This is a genomic window from Streptomyces sp. NBC_00249 (assembly GCF_026342355.1).
Classification (GTDB): Bacteria; Actinomycetota; Actinomycetes; order Streptomycetales; family Streptomycetaceae; genus Streptomyces.
The window spans coordinates 331,377-350,846 of record NZ_JAPEMV010000008.1; the positions used below are offsets into that span (position 1 = coordinate 331,377).

Below are 19,470 nucleotides of genomic sequence, written 5' to 3' on the forward strand. Positions count from 1 at the left end.
GAACAGCCCTTGTTGGGCCTGTCCCTCAGCACAGGATCCAGCCGGAATCGACAGATCCGGCCGCCACGCTCCCCTTCACATACACACACCGGTTGATCGCGCCGACGGTGACGGGGCCCGCGTACCGGGTGAATTGCCCCGCATCGCCCACCGCGATACCCCCGCGCGGCTGGATGCTCACCGCCATGTGGCGGCGCTCCCCCGGATGCAGGGCCACCGCCGTCGCGCAGGCCTGGGTGCGGGTCTTGTACACGCGCACCTCGCCGGTGGAGAACGGCAGCACCTTGACCAGCCGGCCCGGGCATCCGTCGCCCGCGGCGTGCGCGGCGGGCGCCGCGAACAGCCCCGCGGCGCCGAGCCCGAGCGCCACCGCGAACACCCCGAGGGTCACGGCCGCCCCCCGACGCCGCTCCCCCGCCTTCCCCCACACCTTCCAGCCCTGCGACATCCTGACCCCCCGATGAGTCGTACGTAACACGTACGCCTGTACGACGCCCGGAATCCCCGGAAGGTTGCACGGGGCAAGTACGACCGGGGGCCGTCCGCGCGGGCCACCGCCGTCACGGGGCCGCGCCCGCCACCCGTACCTCGTAAGGGTGCATCCACAACTTCCCAGCGGTGGAACGGGAGTTCACCATCGACGAGGACATTACGCTAGGCGACCGGACGACCGCTCACCGTAGCCGTGAAAGGCATCAGAACATGACGAACGACCTCCTCGACCGCAAGCTGGAGCGCGCCTTCACGCACCTGGACGCGGACTCCAACGGCGTGATCGACGAGCAGGACATGATCGCGCTCGGGTCGCGGCTGCTCTCCGCGCTCTCCGAGCCCGCCGACTCCCCCAAGGCGACCGAGGTCTTCCGCGGCCTCACGGACTTCTGGGTGGACCTCTTCAACGAACTGGGCGTCGGCACGGACCAGAAGCTCACGCCCCAGCAGTACCGGGACGGCATGACCCGCCTCTACAAGGACGGCGGGCCCGCCTACGACAAGTCCTTCCGCCCGATGATGAAGGCGATGCTCACGGTCGCCGACACCAACGGCGACGGGCAGATCAGCCCCGAGGAGTTCCACAGGGCCCAGACGGCCTTCGACACGAAGCTGGAGCCCGAGGCCGCCGAGGCGCTCTTCGCGAGGATCGACAAGAACCACGACGGCTACCTGACGGTGGACGAGCTCCTCGCCGCGGTACGCGAGTACTACACCGGTGACGACGAGGACGCCCCGGGGAACCTGCTCTTCGGCGAGCTCTGATCCCCGGGGCGCCCTGAGAGGTACTCCGCCTACGCCGCCGCCCGCTCCTCCTCGGCCTCGCCGGCGAAGGTGCGCCACAGCTCGGCGTAGCGGCCGCCGCGGGCCAGGAGTTCGGCGTGGCTGCCGTCCTCGACCACCCGGCCGCGGTCCATGACGACGACCCGGTCGGCGCGGGCGGCGGTGGTCAGCCGGTGCGCGACGACCAGGGTGGTGCGCTTGCCCGCGAGCCGGTCCGTGGCCTGGTTGACCTGGGCCTCCGTGGCCAGGTCCAGGGCCGCGGTGGCCTCGTCGAGCAGCAGTACGTCCGGGTCGACGAGTTCGGCGCGGGCCAGCGCGATCAGCTGCCGCTGCCCGGCGGAGAGGTTGCGGCCGCGCTCGGTGACGGTGTGGAGGTAGCCGCCGTCGAGGGTGGCGATCATGTCGTGGGCGCCGACCGCGCGGGCGGCGGCCTCCACCTCGGCGTCGCTCGCGCCGGGCCGCCCGTAGGCGATGGCGTCCCGGACCGTCCCCGGGAAGAGGTACGACTCCTGGGGGACGACCCCCAGCCGGTGGCGGTACGCCGTCAGGTCCAGCTCCCGCAGGTCCGCGCCGTCCGCGGTGACCCGGCCCGAGGTCGGGTCGTAGAACCGGGCCACCATCTTGACCAGGGTGGACTTCCCGGCGCCGGTCTCGCCGACGAAGGCGACGGTCTGTCCGGCGGGTATGCGCAGGCTGATGCCGCCCAGCGCCTCCCCCTTCGCCCCGCGCTCCGCGGCGGTGCCGTACTGGAAGCGCACGTCCTCGAAGGCGATCTCCCCGCGCAGCTTCGCCACGGGACGGGGGTCCGCCGGGCGCGGGGTGGTGGTGGGCTCGCGCAGCAGCTCCTGGATCCGGCCGAGGGAGACGGTGGCCTGCTGGTAGCCGTCGAAGACCTGCGAGAGCTGCTGGACGGGGGCGAAGAACAGGTCGATGTACAGCAGGTACGCCACCAGCGCGCCGGTGGTGAGGGTGGCCGCCTCCACCCGTCCCGCGCCGACGATCAGCACGGCCGCCGCCGCGCCCGAGGACAGCAGCTGGACGAAGGGGAAGTAGACGGATATCAGCCACTGGCCGCGCACCCGGGCGTCGCGGTAGGCGTCGCTGCGCTCCGCGAAGCGGGAGGCGCCGGTGTGCTGGCGGCGGAAGGCCTGCACGAGGCGCAGGCCGGCGACGGACTCCTGGAGGTCGGCGTTGACCAGGCCGACCCGGTCGCGGGCGAGCTCGTAGGCGGCGACCGACTTGCGGCGGAAGACGATCGTGCCGATGACGAGCAGCGGCAGGGTCGCGAACACGATCAGGGCGAGCTCGACGTCGAGGACGAGCAGGGCGACCAGGATGCCGAAGAAGGTCAGGACGGAGACCACGGCGGTGACCAGGCCGGTCTGCAGGAAGCTCGACAGGGCGTCCACGTCGGTGGTCATCCGCGTCATGATCTTGCCGGTGAGCTCGCGCTCGTAGTAGTCCAGGCCGAGGCGCTGGAGCTGCGCGAAGATCTTCACGCGCAGGGCGTACAGCACGCGCTCCCCGGTCCGGCCGGTCATCCGGGTCTCGGCGAACTGCGCCGCCCACTGGGCGAGGACCAGGGCGAGCGCGAGAGCGGAGGCCGCCCAGACGGCGCCCAGGGCGGCCTGCTCGACGCCCTGGTCGATGCCGTGGCGGATCAGGATCGGCAGCAGCAGGCCGGAGCCCGCGTCGAGGGCGACGAGGCCGAGGCTGATGGCGAGGGGGGCCCAGAAGCCTCGCAGCAGGCGGCGCAGTCCGTAGCTGTCCTCGGCGGCGGCCGCCCGCTCCTCGTCCACCTCCGGCCGGTCGTCGGTGGGCGGCAGGGCGGCCACCTGGGCGAGCAGTTCGGGCGTGGCACCGGGGGCGGGGGCGCTGTCGGCGGCGTCCTCGCGGCGGCGCCAGAGTTCGGGGGTGACGCCGTTCGCGACGCGGCGCTTGGCGTTGACCGGCTCGGAGTCGATCTCCGCCTCGAGCTCGATGTCCCGTTCGATGGCGCGGTCCAGGTCCCCCTTGAGGTCCCGCTCGAACTCGGTCATGGCCGGGGCGTCGGGGGTGCGCGGGGAGCCGGCGCCGAGGGCGTCGGGGTCGGTCAGCAGCCGCCGGTACAGCGGGGAGCGGCGCTCCAGTTCCTCGTGCGTGCCGAGGTCGGCGAGGCGGCCCCGGTCGAGTACGGCGATCCGGTCGGCCAGCGCGAGGGTGGAGCGGCGGTGGGCGATGAGGAGGGTGGTGCGGCCGGCCATGACGGCCCGCAGCGCCTCGTGGATCTCGTGCTCGACGCGGGCGTCGACGGCGGAGGTGGCGTCGTCGAGGAGGAGCAGCCGGGGGTCGGTCAGCAGGGCGCGGGCGAGCGCGATGCGCTGGCGCTGGCCGCCGGAGAGGGTCAGGCCCTGTTCGCCGACCTTGGTGTCGAAGCCGGCGGGGAGGGCCTCGATGAAGGACTCGGCCTGGGCGGCGCGGGCCGCCGCCCGTATCTGCTCCTCGGCGGCGCCGGGGGCCCCGTAGGCGATGTTGGCGCGGATGGTGTCGGAGAAGAGGAAGGAGTCCTCGGGGACGAGCCCGATGGCGGCGCGCAGGGAGTCGTAGGTCAGGTCGCGCACGTCGTGCCCGCCGACGCGGACGGTGCCGTGGTCGGCGTCGTAGAAGCGCGGCAGGAGGAGGGAGACGGTGGACTTGCCGCTGCCGGAGGCGCCGACGACGGCCACCGTCTCGCCCTCGGCGATGGTGAGGGAGAAGCCGTCGAGGACGGGACGCTCGGGGTCGTAGCCGAAGCGGACGTCCTCGAAGGCGACGGTGGCGGGCGCGTCGGCGGGCAGCTCGTGCGTGCCCTCCTCGATCAGCGGCTCGGTGTCGATGAGCTCGAAGACCCGCTCGGCGCCGGCGCGGGCCTGCTGGCCGACGGTGAGGACCATGGCGAGCATCCGGACGGGGCCGACGAGCTGGGCGAGGTAGGTGGAGAAGGCCACGAAGGTGCCGAGGGTGACCTGTCCGCGGGTGGCCAGCCAGCCGCCGAGGGCCAGCATGGCGACCTGCCCGAGGGCCGGGACGGCCTGGAGGGCGGGGGTGTAGCGGGAGTTCATCCGGATGCCGCGCATCCGTCCGCCGAACAGCTTGCGGCCGGCCGCGCGGAGCTTGCCGGTCTCCTGCTCCTCCTGCCCGAAGCCCTTGACGACGCGGACGCCGGTCACGGCCCCGTCGACGACCCCGGCGACGGCGGCGGCCTGGGCCTGGGCGTACCAGGTGGCGGGGAAGAGCCGCTTGCGGCTGAGCTTGGCGATGAACCACAGGGCGGGTGCCATGAGCAGCGCGACGAGGGTCAGCAGCGGGGACAGCCACAGCATGATGCCGAGGGATATCCCGAAGAGCAGGAAGTTCCCGATGGTCATCGGGAGCATGAAGAGCAGGCCCTGGATCAGCTGGAGGTCGCTGGTGGCCCGTCCGACGACCTGGCCGGTGGACAGCTCGTCCTGGCGCCGGCCGTCGAGGCGGGCGATGGTGTCGTACATGTCGGTGCGCAGGTCGTGCTGAACGTCGAGGGCGAGGCGTCCGCCGTAGTACCTGCGTATGTAGGTCAGCGCGTACACGAGGAGGGCGGCGCCTATGAGCGTGCCCGCCCAGGGGGCCATGTCCTTGGTCCGGTCCCCGATGACGTCGTCGATGATCACCTTGGTGACCAGCGGGACGAGCGCCATGACGGCCATGCCGGCCAGTGAGGACCCGAGCGCGAGCAGCACGTTGCGCTTGTATCGCCAGGTGTAGGCGGCCAGCCTCCGTCCCCAGCCCTGTTTCTCCCCGGTCGCCGTCTCTGCCGCCGTCACGTGAGTGCCTCCCCGTCGGTCCTGTCCTGCCGCCAGCCCCAACGCCCCGACCGGCGGATTTCATCCCGCCGCAACAATCGAACGCCTTTGCGCGACGGGGCGCACGGGAACCTGACCCGTCCGGGGGACGGCGGGCCGAGGAGGACTCCGCCCGCCCTCCGCCGGGAGCCGAGAGGGCCTGCGGCCGGGCTCCGCCGACGCGACGGCGACGGGCTCGAGCCGGCCGGACGCGGCCGTCACGCGGGGCGGGCCTCTCACCCACACGAGCGATTCCCTCCCGTTCCGAGCCGCCATACACTGGAGCATCTATACGTTCAGATATATGGACGAGCCATTCGACGTATTGGCTGGCCCCGGGGCGCCGGGCGGTCCTGCTGACCGTCTTCCGTAAGACACGGCAGCGGGAGGACTCCGAGGTGGCGCGCGCCAAGCTGGCCAAAGCGCTCTGTGAAGCACAGCACGAACCGGCCCACGACGTGTTCAGCCGTCATCCGTAGGAGGGAGCCACAGATGGTGAGTCACGCACATTGGAAGATCGCCCGGGACAAGAAGGCTGCCCAGGGCCTCTCCGAGAGCCCGGAGGCGACCAAGCACCGCGAGGAGATCCGGCTGGCCTGGGATCTGGGGCAGGCCGTCTACGACCGACGGACGGAACTCGGGATCTCGCAGACCGAGCTGGCGCGGCGGGCGGGAATGACACAGCCGCAGGTGTCGAAGCTGGAGCTCGGCGGGACCGTGCCGACCGTGCCACTGCTGGCACGGCTGGCGCGGGCCATGGAGTCGGAGCTGAACCTCAAGCTGGTCGGTGACACCTCGGTCGCCGTCTTCACGGCGCAGGAGCGTGAAGCCGCGTAGGACTCCCTCAGAGGTGGGTCGGGGCGAACATCTTCAGGGTGGCCGGGAGGATCACGACCGAGGGGCCCGGGGTGGTGAGGGCCTTGCGGAGGTCCGCCGTCAGGGACTGCGGGGTGGTGGTGGTCGCCGGGACGTCGAAGGAGGCGGCCAGGGCGGCGAAGTCGGGGCGGGTGAGTTCCGTGGCCGTGGGGGCGCCGAAGGCGTCGGTCATGTACTCGCGGAGGATGCCGTAGCCGCCGTCGTCCACGATGAGCCAGGTGACGTCGAGGCCGTGCTGCTTCGCGGTGGCCAGGTCGGCGATCGAGTACATCGCGCCGCCGTCGCCCGAGACCGCCAGGACCGGGGTGTCCGGTTCCGCGACGGCCGCGCCGAGGGCCGCCGGGAAGGCGTAGCCGAGGCCGCCCGCGCCCTGCGCCGAGTGCATGGTGTTCGGGTGCTTCGGGTCGAAGGCCGACCAGGCCCAGTAGGACAGGATCGTCATGTCCCAGAAGGACGGGGAGCGGGGAGGCAGGGCCGCGCGGACGGACCGCAGGAGGTCCTGTTCCAGGGCGACGTCCTGGCCGGCGAGGCGGGCAGCGATGTCCGCGAGCACCATCCGGACGCGGTCCGGGGCGCCGGCGTCCTCGCGGGGGGTGACCGTCTCCAGCAGGGCCTGGAGGGCCAGGCGGGCGTCCGCGTGGATGCCGAGGGCCGGGTGGTTGGACTCCAGCTTGCCGAGGTCGGCCTCGATCTGGACGATCCGGCCCGTCGGGAAGAACGTGTGGTAGTTCGAGGAGAGTTCCCCGAGGCCCGAGCCGACCACCAGCAGGACGTCCGCGTCCTCCAGGAAGTCGGTCATGTGGCGGTCCTCCAGCCAGGACTGGAGGGAGAGCGGGTGGGTCCAGGGGAAGGCGCCCTTGCCGCCGAAGGTGGTGACGACGGGTGCGTTCAGGAGTTCCGCGAGCTGCGTCAGCTTGCCGGCCGCGTCGGCGCGGACCACGCCGCCGCCCGCGATGATCACCGGGCGGGAGGCGTTCGAGAGCCAGTGCGCGGCCAGGGCCGTGAGCTCCGGGCGCGGCGGCAGTTCGTGCGGGGTCGCGTCCATGCCCGTGACCTGCGGGAGGACGGTCTCCGCGCGGAGCACGTCCTCGGGGATCTCGACCCAGACCGGGCCGTGGGGCGTGCTGAGGGCCGATTCCCAGGCTTCGGCGACCACCGAGGGGATCTGCGAGGGGGTGCGGGCGATGTGGACCGACTTCACGACCTCGCGGAAGGAGGCCGACTGGTCGCGCAGCTCGTGCAGGTGGCCGCGGCGGCCGCCGCCCAGGCCCGGGGTGGGGACCTGGGAGGAGATCGCCAGGACCGGCGCGGACGCGGCCGCCGCCTCCGCGAGGGCGGGCAGCGCCATGAGCGCCCCGGGGCCCGTGGAGAGCAGCAGCGGGACGGCCTCGCCCGTCATGCGGCCGTACGCGTCGGCGGCGAAGGCGGCGTTGTTCTCCGTACGCAGGCCCACCAGGCGCAGGTCGGAGCGGCCGACCGCGTCGAAGAGGGCGAGCGCGTGCTGCCCGGGCAGACCGAAGACGGTGGTCGCGCCGAGGCCGCGCAGGGTCTCCACGACCAGGTCCCCGCCCGTACGGCCCGGCGGCGGCGCGAGGGCGGCGGCCGTCTGGGCCTCGGTGGGACGGAGTACCAGGTCGTGGTCGTGCGTCACGGTGTGTGGCTACCCTTCGCCGCCGCCCTGTGGGTGTGTGGTGATCAGGCCTGCCGGGAGGCGGCGATCTGACGGCTCATGATCGTGGTGAGCTCGTACGCGGTGTGCGAGGCCGCGACCGAGGTGATCTCCGCGTGATCGTACGCCGGGGCGACCTCGACCACATCGGCGGAAACGAGGTTGCAGGACGACAGACCGCGGATGATCTCCAGCAGCTCGCGGGAGGTCATGCCGCCCGCCTCGGGGGTGCCGGTGCCGGGGGCGTGGGCCGGGTCGAGCACGTCGATGTCGATGGAGATGTACAGCGGGCGGTCGCCGATGCGCTGGCGCAGCTGGTCGGCGACCTCGTCGGCGCCGCGGCGGTAGACGTCGGCCGAGGTGACGATGCCGAAGCCCATCTTGGCGTCGTCGTCGAGGTCCTGCTTGCCGTACAGCGGGCCGCGCGTGCCGACGTGGGAGAGCGCCTCGGTGTCGAGGATGCCCTCCTCCACCGCGCGGCGGAACGGGGTGCCGTGCGTGTACTCGGCGCCGAAGTACGTGTCCCAGGTGTCGAGGTGCGCGTCGAAGTGCAGCAGGGCGACCGGGCCGTGCTTCTTGGCGACGGAGCGCAGCAGGGGCAGGGCGATGGTGTGGTCGCCGCCGAGGGTCATCAGGCGGGAGCCGTTGCCGATCAGGTCGTCGGCGGCGGCCTCGATCGTCTCGACGGCCTCGTTGATGTTGAAGGGGTTCGCCGCGATGTCACCGGCGTCGGCGACCTGCGCGAGGGCGAAGGGGGAGGCGTCCTGGGCCGGGTTGTACGGGCGCAGCAGGCGGGAGGCCTCGCGGATGGCGTTGCCGCCGAAGCGGGCGCCGGGGCGGTAGGAGACACCGGAGTCGAAGGGCACGCCGACGACGGCCACGTCGGCCTTGCCGCCGACCTCGTCGAGGCGGGGCAGCCGGGCGAAGGTGGCCGGGCCCGCGTAGCGCGGGATGCGGGAGGAGTCGACGGGGCCGCGCGGCTGCGTGCTCATGGGGGGTGCCCTTCTGGTGGTCCTGCTGGTGCGGTCCTTCGAGCGTAAGGCGACGCCCCCGGGGCGCGAAGTGTACGTTTCATCCACCACCGGGCCGCGATCTGTACGGAGTATCCATGGAGACGTTGCCGCCGACCCCGCCCGTCGCGCTCGGCGCGCTGCTGCGTGACCGCCGGCTGGGGCTGCGGCACCTGGCGGGGCCCGCCGAGGCCGATGTGCACGGGGTGCACGCCTCCGAGATGGCCGACCCGTCGCCGTACCTGCTGGGCGGGGAACTGCTGCTGACGGCGGGCGCGGAGCTGGCGGCGGACGCGGACGCGGACTGCGAGGCGTACGCGGAGCGGCTGGTGCGGGCCGGGGTGGGCGCCGTCGGGTTCGGGGTGACGCCGGTGCACGGGACGGTGCCGCGGGCGCTGGCCGCGGCCTGCGAGCGGCACGGGCTGCCGCTGGTGGAGGTGCCGCCCGGGACCCCGTTCGCGGCGGTCGGCCGGGCGGTGTGGCGGCTGATGGCGGAGTCCCGGACCGGGGAGCTGCGCCGGGTTGCCGAAGCCCAGCAGTCCCTGGCGGCGGCGGCCGCCCGCCCGGACCCGGTCCCGGCGGTCCTGACCCGCCTGGCCACGGCCCTGGGCGGCTGGGCGGCCCTCCTCGCCCCGGACAGCGCCGTCGAGGCCGTCGCCGGGGCCGGGCCCGGGGCGGGGGTGCGGGAGGCGGTCGGGGCGCTCGCGCGGCGGGTCGGGGGCGGGGGTGCCGCGACCGCGACCGACGCCCTCGGCGGTACCCAGCTCGCCGCGTACGCCGTCGGCGGGGGCCGCGTGCTCGCGCTGGCCACGCCCTCCCGCACCCCGGGCGACCACACGATCGCCTCCGCCGCGGCGGTGCTGCTGAGCCTGCTCACCACGCACCGCCCGGCGAGGGCGGGCGCGGAGGCGGCCCTGACCCGGCTGCTGCTCGACGGCTCCCCGGCGGCGGCCCTGCCCCCGGGCCCCTGGTACGCCGTGCACGCCCGGGGCGCCGGGGACCCGGGGGCCCTCGCGGCCGCGCTGGGCACCGTACTGCTGGACCCGCGCGGGCCGGCCGTACGGCTGCTCACCGACCGGGAGCCCACGGCGCAGCCGGGCTGGCGGCTCGGGGTGAGCGCGGCGGCCGCGCCCGGGGCCCTGACCGCCGCCGACGCGCAGGCCGGCCGGGCCCTGGAGCGCGCCGAGGCGGCCCGTACCCCCCTGGCCCGGCACACGGACCCCGGCCTCGCGGGTCTGGTCGGCGAGGCGGAGGCCCGGGCCCACGCCGAGGCCCTGCTCGGGCCGCTGCCCCCGGCCCTGCGGGACACCCTGCGCGGCTGGCTGGCCCACCACGGCAGCTGGGACCGCAGCGCGGCCGCGCTGGGCGTCCACCGCAACACCGTCCGCCAGCGCGTCGCCCGCTGCGCCGAGCTCCTGGACCGGGACCTCGACGACCCGGACACCCGGATGGAGCTGTGGTTCGCCCTGCGCCGGCTGCCCTAGTTCGGGTTGGTGGTCACCTCGGTCACGGGTTGGTGGTCACCTCGAAGCCCGCGCCGAAGACGTCGGCGGGGTCCGCGGTGTCGCGGGCGCGCAGGTCGGCCAGGATGTTCGCCGAGCTGGTGTAGAGGTACGGGGGGATCCCGAGGGCGATCGCCTTGGTGATGCCCGCCCAGGGCCCCTCGGCCTTGAACCCGTTGGCCTCGGAGGGGTACGCGGACCCCGGGGTGTGCCAGATCGTGGGCCCGCCCGAGTCACCGGCCTTGTGCTTGGGGTGCGCCTGGTAGACGCCCCGGTCGTTGTTGGTGATCCGGCCGTACCAGACGCCCAGCTGGCCGGAGACCACGAGCTCGTTGTTGTTGAACCAGGCCGCGCCGAGCAGGCGTTCGTTGTTCAGCGCGGGGCTGAGGGCGTTGGGGCTGGCCGTCCCGCCGGGGACCTCCAGCACCCCGGTCTGCTTCAGGTGCGGTCCCTGCGAGGACAGCGTCACGCTCGGCACGAGCTCGATGACCATGTAGTCCTTGGTCAGGTGCCCGGTCATGGACCCTTCCGGGTCCTTGAACCAGCGGACGTACCCGATGGGCCCGTAGCCGAGGTCCTGCCGGTGGTAGACGGGGGCGATGTTCTCGGGGATCTCGCGGTCGGCGTACTTCCCCGTGGGGTCGGAGAGGCAGTGCCCGGCCGATATCGCGATCTTCCGCCCGTAGTCGTCGTTGCCCACGGCGCCGATGGTGCAGAAGGCCTCGGGCCGTGCGGGGTCGAAGGCGATCTGCATCGCGTTGTGGACGCGCTTCTCCTGGGGTTCCTGCGCGGCGGCGCGGGCCGTGCCCGCGCCGAGGGTCACGGTGACCGCCACGGCCGCCGCGAGACTCGACAGCCTCCTGAACATGCCTGACATGCCCGTTTCCTGTTCTGTCGGGGACGAGGACCGGAGGGACGAGTCAAGCCGTGGCGCGGTGGCGGCAGAAGGGGGTATCCGGCCAGTCGCCATTGGCCACGCCGAAGAGTTCCCGGCGAGTGACCCATGACGCTGCCCACGCCCTGGACAGCCGGAGTGACCGCCGGGTAACTTAGCTATGAGCAAGCGCTTAGACATGGCCTGGCCGAACTAGGGATCGAGGAGGCGGCTCGTGCGCCGTACCGTATTCAACGAGGACCACGAAGCTTTCCGCGAGACCATCCGCGCCTTCATCGAGGCCGAGGTCGTCCCCGTCTACGACGAGTGGTTCCAGGCCGGCCAGGCCCCGCGCGACTTCTACTACAAGCTCGGCGAGCTGGGCGTCTTCGGCATCAACGTGCCCGAGGAGTTCGGCGGCGCCGGCCTGGACACCCACAAGTTCGAGGCCGTCCTCTACGAGGAGACCTCGCGCGCCGGCGTGAACTTCGGCGGCTCCGGCGTGCACGTGCTGCTGGCGCTCCCCTACATCAAGATGCTCGCCACCGACGAGCAGAAGAAGCGCTACCTCCCGAAGTTCGTCTCCGGCGAGGAGATGTGGGCCCTGGCGATGACCGAGCCGGGCACCGGCTCCGACGTCGCGGGCATGAAGACCACCGCCAAGCTCTCCGAGGACGGCACGCACTACGTCCTCAACGGCTCCAAGACCTTCATCACCGGCGGCGTCCACGCCGACCGTGTGATCGTCTGCGCCCGCACCTCCGCCCCGGGCGAGCAGGACCGCCGCTTCGGCATCTCCCTCTTCGCCGTGGACACCAAGTCCGAGGGCTACTCCATCGGCCGCAAGCTGGACAAGCTGGGCCTGCGCACCTCCGACACCGCCGAGCTGGCGTTCGTCGACGTGAAGGTCCCGGTCGAGGACCTCATGGGCGAGGAGAACAAGGGCTTCTACTACCTCGGCGCGAACCTGCCCTCCGAGCGCTGGGGCATCGCCTTCGGCGCGTACGCGCAGGCCAAGGCCGCCGTCCGGTTCGCCCAGCAGTACGTGACCGACCGCACCGTCTTCGGCAAGCCGGTCGCGCACTTCCAGAACACCAAGTTCGAACTGGCCTCCTGCCAGGCCGAGGTGGACGCGGCCGAGGCCGTCGCCGACCGCGCCCTGGAGGCCCTGGACGCCGGTGAGCTCACCGCCGCCGAGGCCGCCTCCGCGAAGCTGTTCTGCACCGAGGTCGCGCACCGCGTCATCGACAAGTGCCTCCAGCTGCACGGCGGCTACGGCTACATGAACGAGTACCCGATCGCCCGCCTCTACGCCGACAACCGCGTGAACCGCATCTACGGCGGCACCAGCGAGGTCATGAAGTCCATCATCGCGAAGTCCATGGGTCTCTGAGTTCCGCGAGGCGCTTACCCTTCCCCCATGAACGAGGCCCTGACGACGCTCCTCGATCTGCTCGACCTGGAGCAGATCGAGGAGAACATCTTCCGCGGTACCAGCCGTTCGGCGCTGGTACCGCGGGTCTTCGGCGGTCAGGTCGCGGCGCAGGCGCTGGTCGCGGCCGGGCGGACCGTCCCGGCCGACCGGACCGCGCACTCGCTGCACTCGTACTTCCTGCGCGCCGGGGACGCCGGCGCGCCCATCGTGTACTCGGTGGACCGCATCCGCGACGGCCGCTCCTTCACCACCCGCCGGGTCGTCGCCGTCCAGCACGGGCAGCCGATCTTCCACCTCTCCGCGTCCTTCCAGACGTACGAGGAGGGCCTGGACCACCAGAGCGCCATGCCCTGCGCGCCCGACCCGGAGACCCTGCCGACCGCCGCCGAGTCCCTGCCCGCGTACCGGGAGATCTTCCGGGACCCGGGCACCGTCGAGCGGCTGCTCGACGCGCGGGCCGCGGTGGACCTGAGGTACGCCACGACCCCGCCGTGGGGCAGCGTGGGCGAGCCGGTGGAGCCGCGTACGCAGGTGTGGTTCCGTACGGCCGGCAAGCTGGAGAGCGACGATCCGCTGCTGCACACCTGCCTGGCCACCTACGTCTCCGACATGACCCTGCTGGACTCGGTGCTGCTCGCGCACGGCCGCGGCGGCTGGGCCGTGGGCGATGTGGTGGGGGCCTCCCTGGACCACGCGATGTGGTTCCACCGGCCCTTCCGCGCCGACGAATGGCTCCTCTACGACCAGGAGTCCCCCTCGGCCTCCGCCGGCCGGGGCCTGGGCCAGGCCCGCATCTGGACCCAGGACGGGCGCCTCGCCGTCACGGTGATCCAGGAGGGCGTGGTCCGCGTCCCCCGCGCGTAGGGGTAGGCGCATGTTCTTCTTCCTGCTGCTCGTCCTGCCCCTGGCCCTTCCCGTCGCGGCCCTCGCCGCCCTGGCCCGGCTCGTGGCGCACGTCGTGGCCACGCTGCGACGGCGCTCCGCCCGGCACCTGCTGGGCCCCGGCACCCTGCTCCTGGCGGCCCTCGCCCTGGCCTGCGTCGCCGGTACGGCCTACAGCTGGGGCTTCGCGTCCGGGACGTACGTCCTCGACCCCGAGGAGGTGTGCGGGATCGCCTGGGGGGAGCACCCGGCCCGGGGCGTCCACTGGGAGTCGTACCTGCCGCTCTCCGCGCACTGCGCCTCGTACCCGGGCGCGCCCGACGCGACCCAGCTGATCCCCGCCTGGGCGAACCCCGTCACCGCGACGGCCTCCGCGGCGGCGCTGGCACTCGCCCTGGCGGCCCCCTTCGCGGCCCGGCTGCGCCGCGCGGGTGTCGCTGAGCCTCCTGCCTGAGGGTCGGACATACCGTCACATCATGTCCGGAGAATCCGAAAGCGTCGGTACGGTCGTCGTCGCCACCGTCACCAACCTCGGCATCGCCGCGGCGAAGGCGGTCGGCGGGATCGTCAGCGGGTCGAGCGCGATGCTGTCCGAGGCCGCGCACTCGGTCGCCGACACGGTGACCGAACTCCTGCTGCTGACCTCCCTCAAGCGCAGCACCAAGCCGGCCGACGAGGCGCATCCGCTGGGGTACGGGCCCGAGCGGTACGTCTGGGCGCTGCTCGCCTCCGTGGCGACCTTCGTGGGCGGCGCCGTCTTCGCGGTCTACGACGGCGTCCACACCCTGGTCCACGGGGAGGAGCCGGGCGACCCGACGCTCTCGTACGTGATCCTCGCGGTCGCCTTCCTGCTGGAGGGCTACTCCCTGCTGGTGGCGTGGCGGCAGATGAAGGCGGAGGCGGCGCGGATGCGGGCCCCGCTGGCGCTGTACGTGAAGCACACCCCGGACACCGCGGTGAAGGCCGTGCTGCTGGAGAACTTCGCCGCGCTGATCGGTCTGGCGCTGGCGGCGGGCGGCCTGCTGGGGGCGCAGCTGAGCGGGTCGGGGGTCTACGACGGGGTGGCCTCGCTGCTGATCGGGCTGCTGCTGGTGTGGGTGGCGTGGGAGCTGGGGCGCTCGAACGCGCAATACCTGATCGGGCGCTCGCTGCCGGCCGGGATGCGGCAGGAGGTGCGTGAGGAGCTGCTGTCGGTGCTGCACATCGAGGGGGTGCTGGAGCTGACCACCCTGGTGCAGGGGCCGCACGAGGTGCTGATCGCGGCCAAGGTGGACTTCCACGACCTGGCTTCGGCCCGGCAGGTGGAGACGGCCTGCGAGGTGGCCGAGGCGCAGCTGCGGGAGCGGTTCCCGGCGGTGCGGCGGGTGTACCTGGACCCGACGCCCTCCCCCGCCCCCGGCGGCGGTCCGGTCAGCCCCGGGGCCCCGGCTTCGCCTTGAGCTTGGCCCAGACGGCTTCGAGGGCGGCGATGTCCGCGTCGTCGAGGCGGTCGTCGAAGACCTCGGCGAGGGCTTCGCGGCGGGTGGCGTCGGCCTCCTCGAAGGCGCGGCGGCCCGCTCCGGTGAGGGCGATGCGGACCGATCGGGCGTCCGTCGGGGACGGGATCCGTTCGATGAGGCCGCGGGCCTGGAGGGAGTCGGCGACCCGGGAGACCTGACTGCGGCTGAGCAGGGTCATGGCCCCGAGCTCGGAGGAGGCGACGGGTTCCTGCTGGCCGTAGAGCCACAGCATGACCTCGAACCAGGACAGCGGCAGGTCGTGGCGGCGGGCGAGGGCCTGGTCGACGCGGGCGCTGAGGGTGTTCCCGGCCCAGACGAGCCCGTAGAAGGCGTGGTCGCGGGGGGTGAGTGCACCCAGGGTGAGGTCGTTGTGCGCCATGGGAGCAGGGTACCCGGGAGACCGGAACAGTTGCGTGCACACGCACACGAAGTTAATGTGTGTGTGCACGCACCAATCTAGCCCGTGCGCTCTCCCCCTCCTCCTTCACGTCCGGAGTCCCTCATGAACCGCACCACCACCCCCGAGGTCGTCCTCGTCACCGGCACCTCCTCCGGCATCGGCCTGGCCGTCGCGGTCGCCGCCGCCCGGTCCGGTCGGCACACCGTCGCCACCCTGCGCGACCCCGCGCGCGCCGACGCGCTGCTGGCGGCCGCCGCCGAGGCCGGGGTCTCGGACCTGGTCCAGGTGAAGCGGCTGGACGTGACCGACTCCGGCTCCGTGGCCGCCTGCGTGGCGGAGGTCGTCGCCGAGCACGGCCGGCTCGACGCGGTGGTGAACAACGCGGGCGCCGGCTTCGTGGGCACCGTCGAGCAGATGGGCATGGAACCGGTCCGGGCCGCGATGGAGGTCAACTACTTCGGGGTCGTCGAGGTCACCCGGGCGGCCCTCCCCCACCTGCGTGCCTCGGGCGGCCGGGTGATCACGGTCACCAGCGTCGGCGGGGTGGTCGGCCAGCCCTTCAACGAGGCCTACTGCGCGGCCAAGTTCGCCGTCGAGGGCTTCATGGATCCCTCGCACCGGTCGCCGCCACCGCCGGGGTCCAGGTGAGTCTCGTCGAACCGGGCGCCGTGGCGAGCGAGTTCGTCACCAGCCAGAACCTCGACATCCCGGCCCTGGTCGCCGCCTCCGGCCCGTACGCCCCCGCACTGGAGGCCTACGTGGCCCGGACGCTGAAGTCCCTCGCGGGCGCGCAGACGGCCGCCGAGGCGGCCGCACCGGTGGTGGCCCTGCTGGACGCCGAGCGGATGCCGCTGCGGGTGCAGACCTCGGACTGGGCGCGGGAGTTCGTCGCCGCGAAGCTGGCCGACGGCGACGGCTCGGCGGTGCTGGAGCTGACCGGCGGCTGGCTCCGGTAGGCCGCACCGCCGCCCCGGGCACCCACAGCACCCCCCGGCACCCCCGGTACCCCCGGTACCCCCGGTACCCGTCGTCAGGGCAGCAGGCCGGCCGCCGAGAGGAGGTAGGACACCATCGGGTCGTAGAAGCGCGGGTCGCGGACGTGGTCGTCCAGCGGGACCGCCACCTGGAGGGTGCCCTCCGCCTCGGCGAGGAAGAGCGCCGGGTCGTTGCAGTCCGCGTACCCGACGGCGTCCAGGCCGCGCTGGGCCGCGCACCCCGCCCAGCCGTGGTCGGCGACGACCAGCTCCGGCAGGGGCCGGCCCTCGGCCGCGAGGCCGTCGAGGATCGCCGCCATCGGCTCCGGCGAATGGGTGTGCCACAGGGTCGCGCCCCGCTCCAGGACGGCCACGTCGGCGAACTGCCACACCGAGCCCTCGTCGGCGGTCAGCCCGCGCGGGATGACCACGATCTCGCAGCCCGTGGCCCGCAGCGCGGCGGCGGTGGCCCGGTGGACGTCGAGCAGGCCGCCCGGGTGGCCGGTGGCGAACAGCACGCTCTGGCGGTCCAGGGCCGCCTTGTGCAGCCGCGCGGCGACCCGGTCCAGGGCGTCGACGGTCAGTTCCGGGTCGATGGTGTCCTGGCCGAAGCGGTGTTCGGCGTCGTCGACGACCCCGCAGCGCTCGGCCATCACGGCCAGCACGTCCTGTTCGTCGGCCCAGCGGTCGCCGAGCTCGAGGCCCAGCCAGTAGTGCCGGTCTCCGTTGGCGAGCTTGCGGTAGTGGCTGAGGTTGTTCTCTCGCGGGGTCGCCACCTGTCCCGCGATCCGGGTGCGGACCAGGTGGTCGATGAGTTCGGCGCGACTGGGTACGGGCGTCTCTATCGGCTTCGGCATGCGGCCATTCTGCCGCCGCCCGCCCGGAGCCGTCCGTTCCGCATCGCGCGGGGGAACGGCGTGCCCGGCGGGGCGGCGTCGCCTCAGCCCGACAGGGCCCCGAAGGCCCCGTTCGCGAGCCGCCGCAGGAGCGACTCCGTCGCCTCCCGGCCGAGCGCGGCCAGGTGCGGCGTGGAGTTCAGCAGACCGAAGACCGCGTGCACGCAGACCCGTACCTCCGCCTCCCCCACCTGGGGGTGCAGCTCCCGTACGACGTCCACCCACAGCTCCACGTACTGGCGCTGGAGCTGGCGCACGAGCTTGCGGTCGGCCTCGCGCAGCCGGTCCAGCTCGCGGTCGTGGAGGATGATCAGCGCCCGGTCGTCGAGCGCGAAGTCGATGTGGCCCTCGACCAGGGAGGCGAGGACCTCCTCCGGCTTCCCGGCCGCCTCCTCCACCCGCCGCCGGCCGCCCGTCAGCAGCCGCTCGCTGATCCCGACGAGCAGCTCGGCGAGCATGGCGTCCTTGCCCGCGAAGTGCCGGTACAGGCCGGGGCCGCTGATGCCGACCGCGGCCCCTATCTCGTCCACGCCGACGCCGTGGAATCCGCGCTCCGCGAAGAGACGAGCGGCCTCACTGAGGATCTGCTCGCGACGGGTCGGGGCGGCCGCTCTGGTGCTCATGGGAATCCATTCTAGACAGGGCCGTTAGCGGTCGTTAACCTGGACCCCGCACGCGTTAACGCTCATTAACAAAGCATGCACCGAGCAAGGGAGCTCGACCGATGCAGCAGGCACCAGTGCTGACGAGCGCCGCGGACCCGGCGTCCGAGGCCTGGCGGACCAATGAGGCCGCCCACCGAGAGCTGGCCGAGGGCCTGCGCGCCCGGCTGGAGGCGGCCCGGCTCGGTGGCGGGGAGAAGGCCCGCGCCCGCCACACCGCCCGGGGCAAGCTCCTCCCCCGCGACCGCGTGGACGCCCTCCTCGACCCCGGATCCCCCTTCCTGGAGCTGGCCCCGCTGGCCGCCGAGGGCATGTACGGGGGCGCGGCCCCCGCCGCCGGGGTCATCGCGGGCATCGGCCGGGTCAGCGGCCGCGAGTGCGTGATCGTCGCCAACGACGCCACCGTCAAGGGCGGCACGTACTACCCGATGACCGTCAAGAAGCACCTGCGCGCCCAGGAGGTGGCTCTGGAGAATCGTCTCCCCTGCCTCTACCTGGTCGACTCCGGCGGCGCCTTCCTGCCCATGCAGGACGAGGTCTTCCCCGACCGGGACCACTTCGGCCGCATCTTCTACAACCAGGCCCGCATGTCCGGCGCCGGGATCCCGCAGATCGCCGCCGTCCTCGGCTCCTGCACGGCGGGCGGCGCGTACGTCCCGGCGATGAGCGACGAGGCCGTCATCGTGCGCGGCCAGGGCACGATCTTCCTGGGCGGCCCGCCGCTGGTGAAGGCCGCCACCGGCGAGGTGGTCACCGCCGAGGAGCTGGGCGGCGGCGAGGTCCACTCCCGGGTCTCCGGGGTGACCGACCACCTCGCGGAGGACGACGCGCACGCGCTGCGGATCGTACGGAACATCGTGGCGACCCTGCCCGACCGCGGGGCCCTGCCCTGGTCGGTCGAGGCTCCCGAGGAGCCGAAGGTGGACCCGTACGGCCTGTACGGCGCGGTCCCCGTCGACTCGCGCACCCCCTACGACGCCCGCGAGATCATCGCCCGGGTCGTGGACGGCTCCCGCTTCCAGGAGTTCAAGGCGGAGTACGGGCAGACCCTGGTCACCGGCTTCGCCCGGATCCACGGCCACCCCGTCGGGATCATCGCGAACAACGGCATCCTCTTCTCCGAGTCCGCGCAGAAGGGCGCCCACTTCATCGAGCTGTGCGACCAGCGCGGCATCCCGCTGCTCTTCCTCCAGAACATCTCCGGCTTCATGGTCGGCCGGGACTACGAGGCCGGCGGCATCGCCAAGCACGGCGCCAAGATGGTCACGGCGGTGGCCTGCGCGCGGGTCCCGAAGCTGACCGTGGTCGTCGGCGGCTCCTACGGCGCGGGCAACTACTCGATGTGCGGCCGGGCCTACTCGCCGCGCTTCCTGTGGATGTGGCCCAACGCCAAGATCTCCGTCATGGGCGGCGAGCAGGCCGCCTCGGTCCTGGCCACCGTCAAGCGGGACCAGATCGAGGGCGCGGGCCAGGAATGGCCCGTCGAGGACGAGGAGGCCTTCAAGGCCCCCGTCCGCGCCCAGTACGAGGAACAGGGCAACGCCTACTACGCCACCGCGCGGCTGTGGGACGACGGGGTCATCGACCCCATGGAGACCCGGCAGGTGCTGGGACTGGCCCTGACCGCGTGCGCGAACGCCCCGCTGGGCGAGCCGCGCTTCGGCATCTTCCGCATGTGAC

Annotated in this window: 16 protein-coding genes and 2 pseudogenes; 10 read left to right on the forward strand and 8 right to left on the reverse strand. The window is 73.0% G+C overall.

The genetic code is table 11. The features are described 5' to 3' along the window. Positions 1–25: 25 nt before the first annotated feature. On the reverse strand, positions 26–448 hold the full coding sequence (locus tag OOK31_RS31185) for a hypothetical protein (protein ID WP_267090722.1): 423 nt from the start codon (positions 446–448) through the stop codon (positions 26–28). Between the two features lie 254 nt (positions 449–702). On the opposite strand from OOK31_RS31185, the gene OOK31_RS31190 reads away from it, so the two are divergent. Continuing rightward, complete coding sequence (locus OOK31_RS31190; RefSeq protein ID WP_267090723.1) at positions 703–1,257, forward strand: EF-hand domain-containing protein; 555 nt, start codon at positions 703–705, stop codon at positions 1,255–1,257. A 29-nt stretch (positions 1,258–1,286) separates the two neighbouring features. Here OOK31_RS31190 and OOK31_RS31195 read toward each other — a convergent pair whose 3' ends face one another. After that, entirely contained in the window at positions 1,287–5,093 is a 3,807-nt protein-coding gene (locus OOK31_RS31195) for an ABC transporter ATP-binding protein (protein WP_267090724.1), read from the reverse strand. A 338-nt stretch (positions 5,094–5,431) separates the two neighbouring features. Between OOK31_RS31195 and OOK31_RS31200 the strand changes: the two are divergent. Next, positions 5,432–5,590 (forward strand): annotated as a pseudogene (locus OOK31_RS31200) (type II toxin-antitoxin system RelE/ParE family toxin); the annotation flags it as partial. Positions 5,591–5,603: 13 nt separating this feature from the next. Next, the gene (locus tag OOK31_RS31205) at positions 5,604–5,948 is read left to right on the forward strand and encodes a helix-turn-helix domain-containing protein (RefSeq protein ID WP_267090725.1); all 345 of its coding nucleotides are present in this window, start codon (positions 5,604–5,606) and stop codon (positions 5,946–5,948) included. A 7-nt stretch (positions 5,949–5,955) separates the two neighbouring features. On the opposite strand, the gene OOK31_RS31210 is transcribed toward OOK31_RS31205, so the two are convergent. Both OOK31_RS31210 and speB read right to left on the reverse strand, forming a co-directional pair. Then, on the reverse strand, positions 5,956–7,638 hold the full coding sequence (locus tag OOK31_RS31210) for a thiamine pyrophosphate-binding protein (protein WP_267090726.1): 1,683 nt from the start codon (positions 7,636–7,638) through the stop codon (positions 5,956–5,958). A 44-nt stretch (positions 7,639–7,682) separates the two neighbouring features. After that, positions 7,683–8,648 carry an agmatinase gene (gene speB, locus OOK31_RS31215; RefSeq protein WP_267090727.1) on the reverse strand — a complete coding sequence of 322 codons (966 nt, stop codon included), beginning with the start codon at positions 8,646–8,648 and terminating at the stop codon, positions 7,683–7,685. A 116-nt stretch (positions 8,649–8,764) separates the two neighbouring features. Between speB and OOK31_RS31220 the strand changes: the two genes are divergently transcribed. Beyond that, the gene (locus tag OOK31_RS31220) at positions 8,765–10,150 is read left to right on the forward strand and encodes a PucR family transcriptional regulator (protein ID WP_267090728.1); all 1,386 of its coding nucleotides are present in this window, start codon (positions 8,765–8,767) and stop codon (positions 10,148–10,150) included. Between the two features lie 22 nt (positions 10,151–10,172). On the opposite strand, the gene OOK31_RS31225 is transcribed toward OOK31_RS31220, so the two are convergent. Further along, positions 10,173–11,045: a hypothetical protein gene (locus OOK31_RS31225; protein WP_267090729.1), complete on the reverse strand. Its 873-nt coding sequence runs from the start codon at positions 11,043–11,045 to the stop codon at positions 10,173–10,175. Between the two features lie 232 nt (positions 11,046–11,277). Here OOK31_RS31225 and OOK31_RS31230 point away from each other — a divergent pair, with 232 nt between their 5' ends. From OOK31_RS31230 to OOK31_RS31245, 4 genes are read left to right on the forward strand one after another with little or no spacing between them, the layout of a single operon-like run. Then, positions 11,278–12,435: an acyl-CoA dehydrogenase family protein gene (locus OOK31_RS31230; protein WP_267090730.1), complete on the forward strand. Its 1,158-nt coding sequence runs from the start codon at positions 11,278–11,280 to the stop codon at positions 12,433–12,435. Positions 12,436–12,462: 27 nt separating this feature from the next. Beyond that, the gene (gene tesB / locus OOK31_RS31235) at positions 12,463–13,341 is read left to right on the forward strand and encodes an acyl-CoA thioesterase II (protein ID WP_267090731.1); all 879 of its coding nucleotides are present in this window, start codon (positions 12,463–12,465) and stop codon (positions 13,339–13,341) included. A 10-nt stretch (positions 13,342–13,351) separates the two neighbouring features. After that, the gene (locus OOK31_RS31240) at positions 13,352–13,813 is read left to right on the forward strand and encodes a hypothetical protein (RefSeq protein WP_267090732.1); all 462 of its coding nucleotides are present in this window, start codon (positions 13,352–13,354) and stop codon (positions 13,811–13,813) included. A gap of 22 nt (positions 13,814–13,835) precedes the next feature. Then, positions 13,836–14,798, forward strand: a complete 963-nt coding sequence (locus tag OOK31_RS31245; RefSeq protein WP_267090733.1) for a cation diffusion facilitator family transporter — start codon at positions 13,836–13,838, stop codon at positions 14,796–14,798. Here the strand turns inward: OOK31_RS31245 and OOK31_RS31250 are convergent. After that, positions 14,770–15,237: a MarR family winged helix-turn-helix transcriptional regulator gene (locus tag OOK31_RS31250; RefSeq protein ID WP_267090734.1), complete on the reverse strand. Its 468-nt coding sequence runs from the start codon at positions 15,235–15,237 to the stop codon at positions 14,770–14,772. The two genes, OOK31_RS31245 and OOK31_RS31250, sit on opposite strands and share 29 nt — an antisense overlap. 123 nt (positions 15,238–15,360) lie before the next feature. On the opposite strand from OOK31_RS31250, the pseudogene OOK31_RS31255 reads away from it, so the two are divergent. After that, positions 15,361–16,214 (forward strand): annotated as a pseudogene (locus OOK31_RS31255) (SDR family NAD(P)-dependent oxidoreductase). Between the two features lie 74 nt (positions 16,215–16,288). On the opposite strand, the gene OOK31_RS31260 reads toward OOK31_RS31255, so the two are convergent. Then, on the reverse strand, positions 16,289–17,089 hold the full coding sequence (locus tag OOK31_RS31260) for a phosphatase (RefSeq protein ID WP_267090735.1): 801 nt from the start codon (positions 17,087–17,089) through the stop codon (positions 16,289–16,291). Between the two features lie 83 nt (positions 17,090–17,172). Further along, complete coding sequence (locus OOK31_RS31265) at positions 17,173–17,751, reverse strand: TetR/AcrR family transcriptional regulator (RefSeq protein ID WP_267090736.1); 579 nt, start codon at positions 17,749–17,751, stop codon at positions 17,173–17,175. A 101-nt stretch (positions 17,752–17,852) separates the two neighbouring features. On the opposite strand from OOK31_RS31265, the gene OOK31_RS31270 reads away from it, so the two are divergent. Beyond that, positions 17,853–19,469 (forward strand): carboxyl transferase domain-containing protein, encoded by a 1,617-nt coding sequence (locus tag OOK31_RS31270; protein ID WP_267090737.1) that lies wholly within the window; start codon positions 17,853–17,855, stop codon positions 19,467–19,469. The last annotated feature ends 1 nt before the right edge of the window (position 19,470 follow it).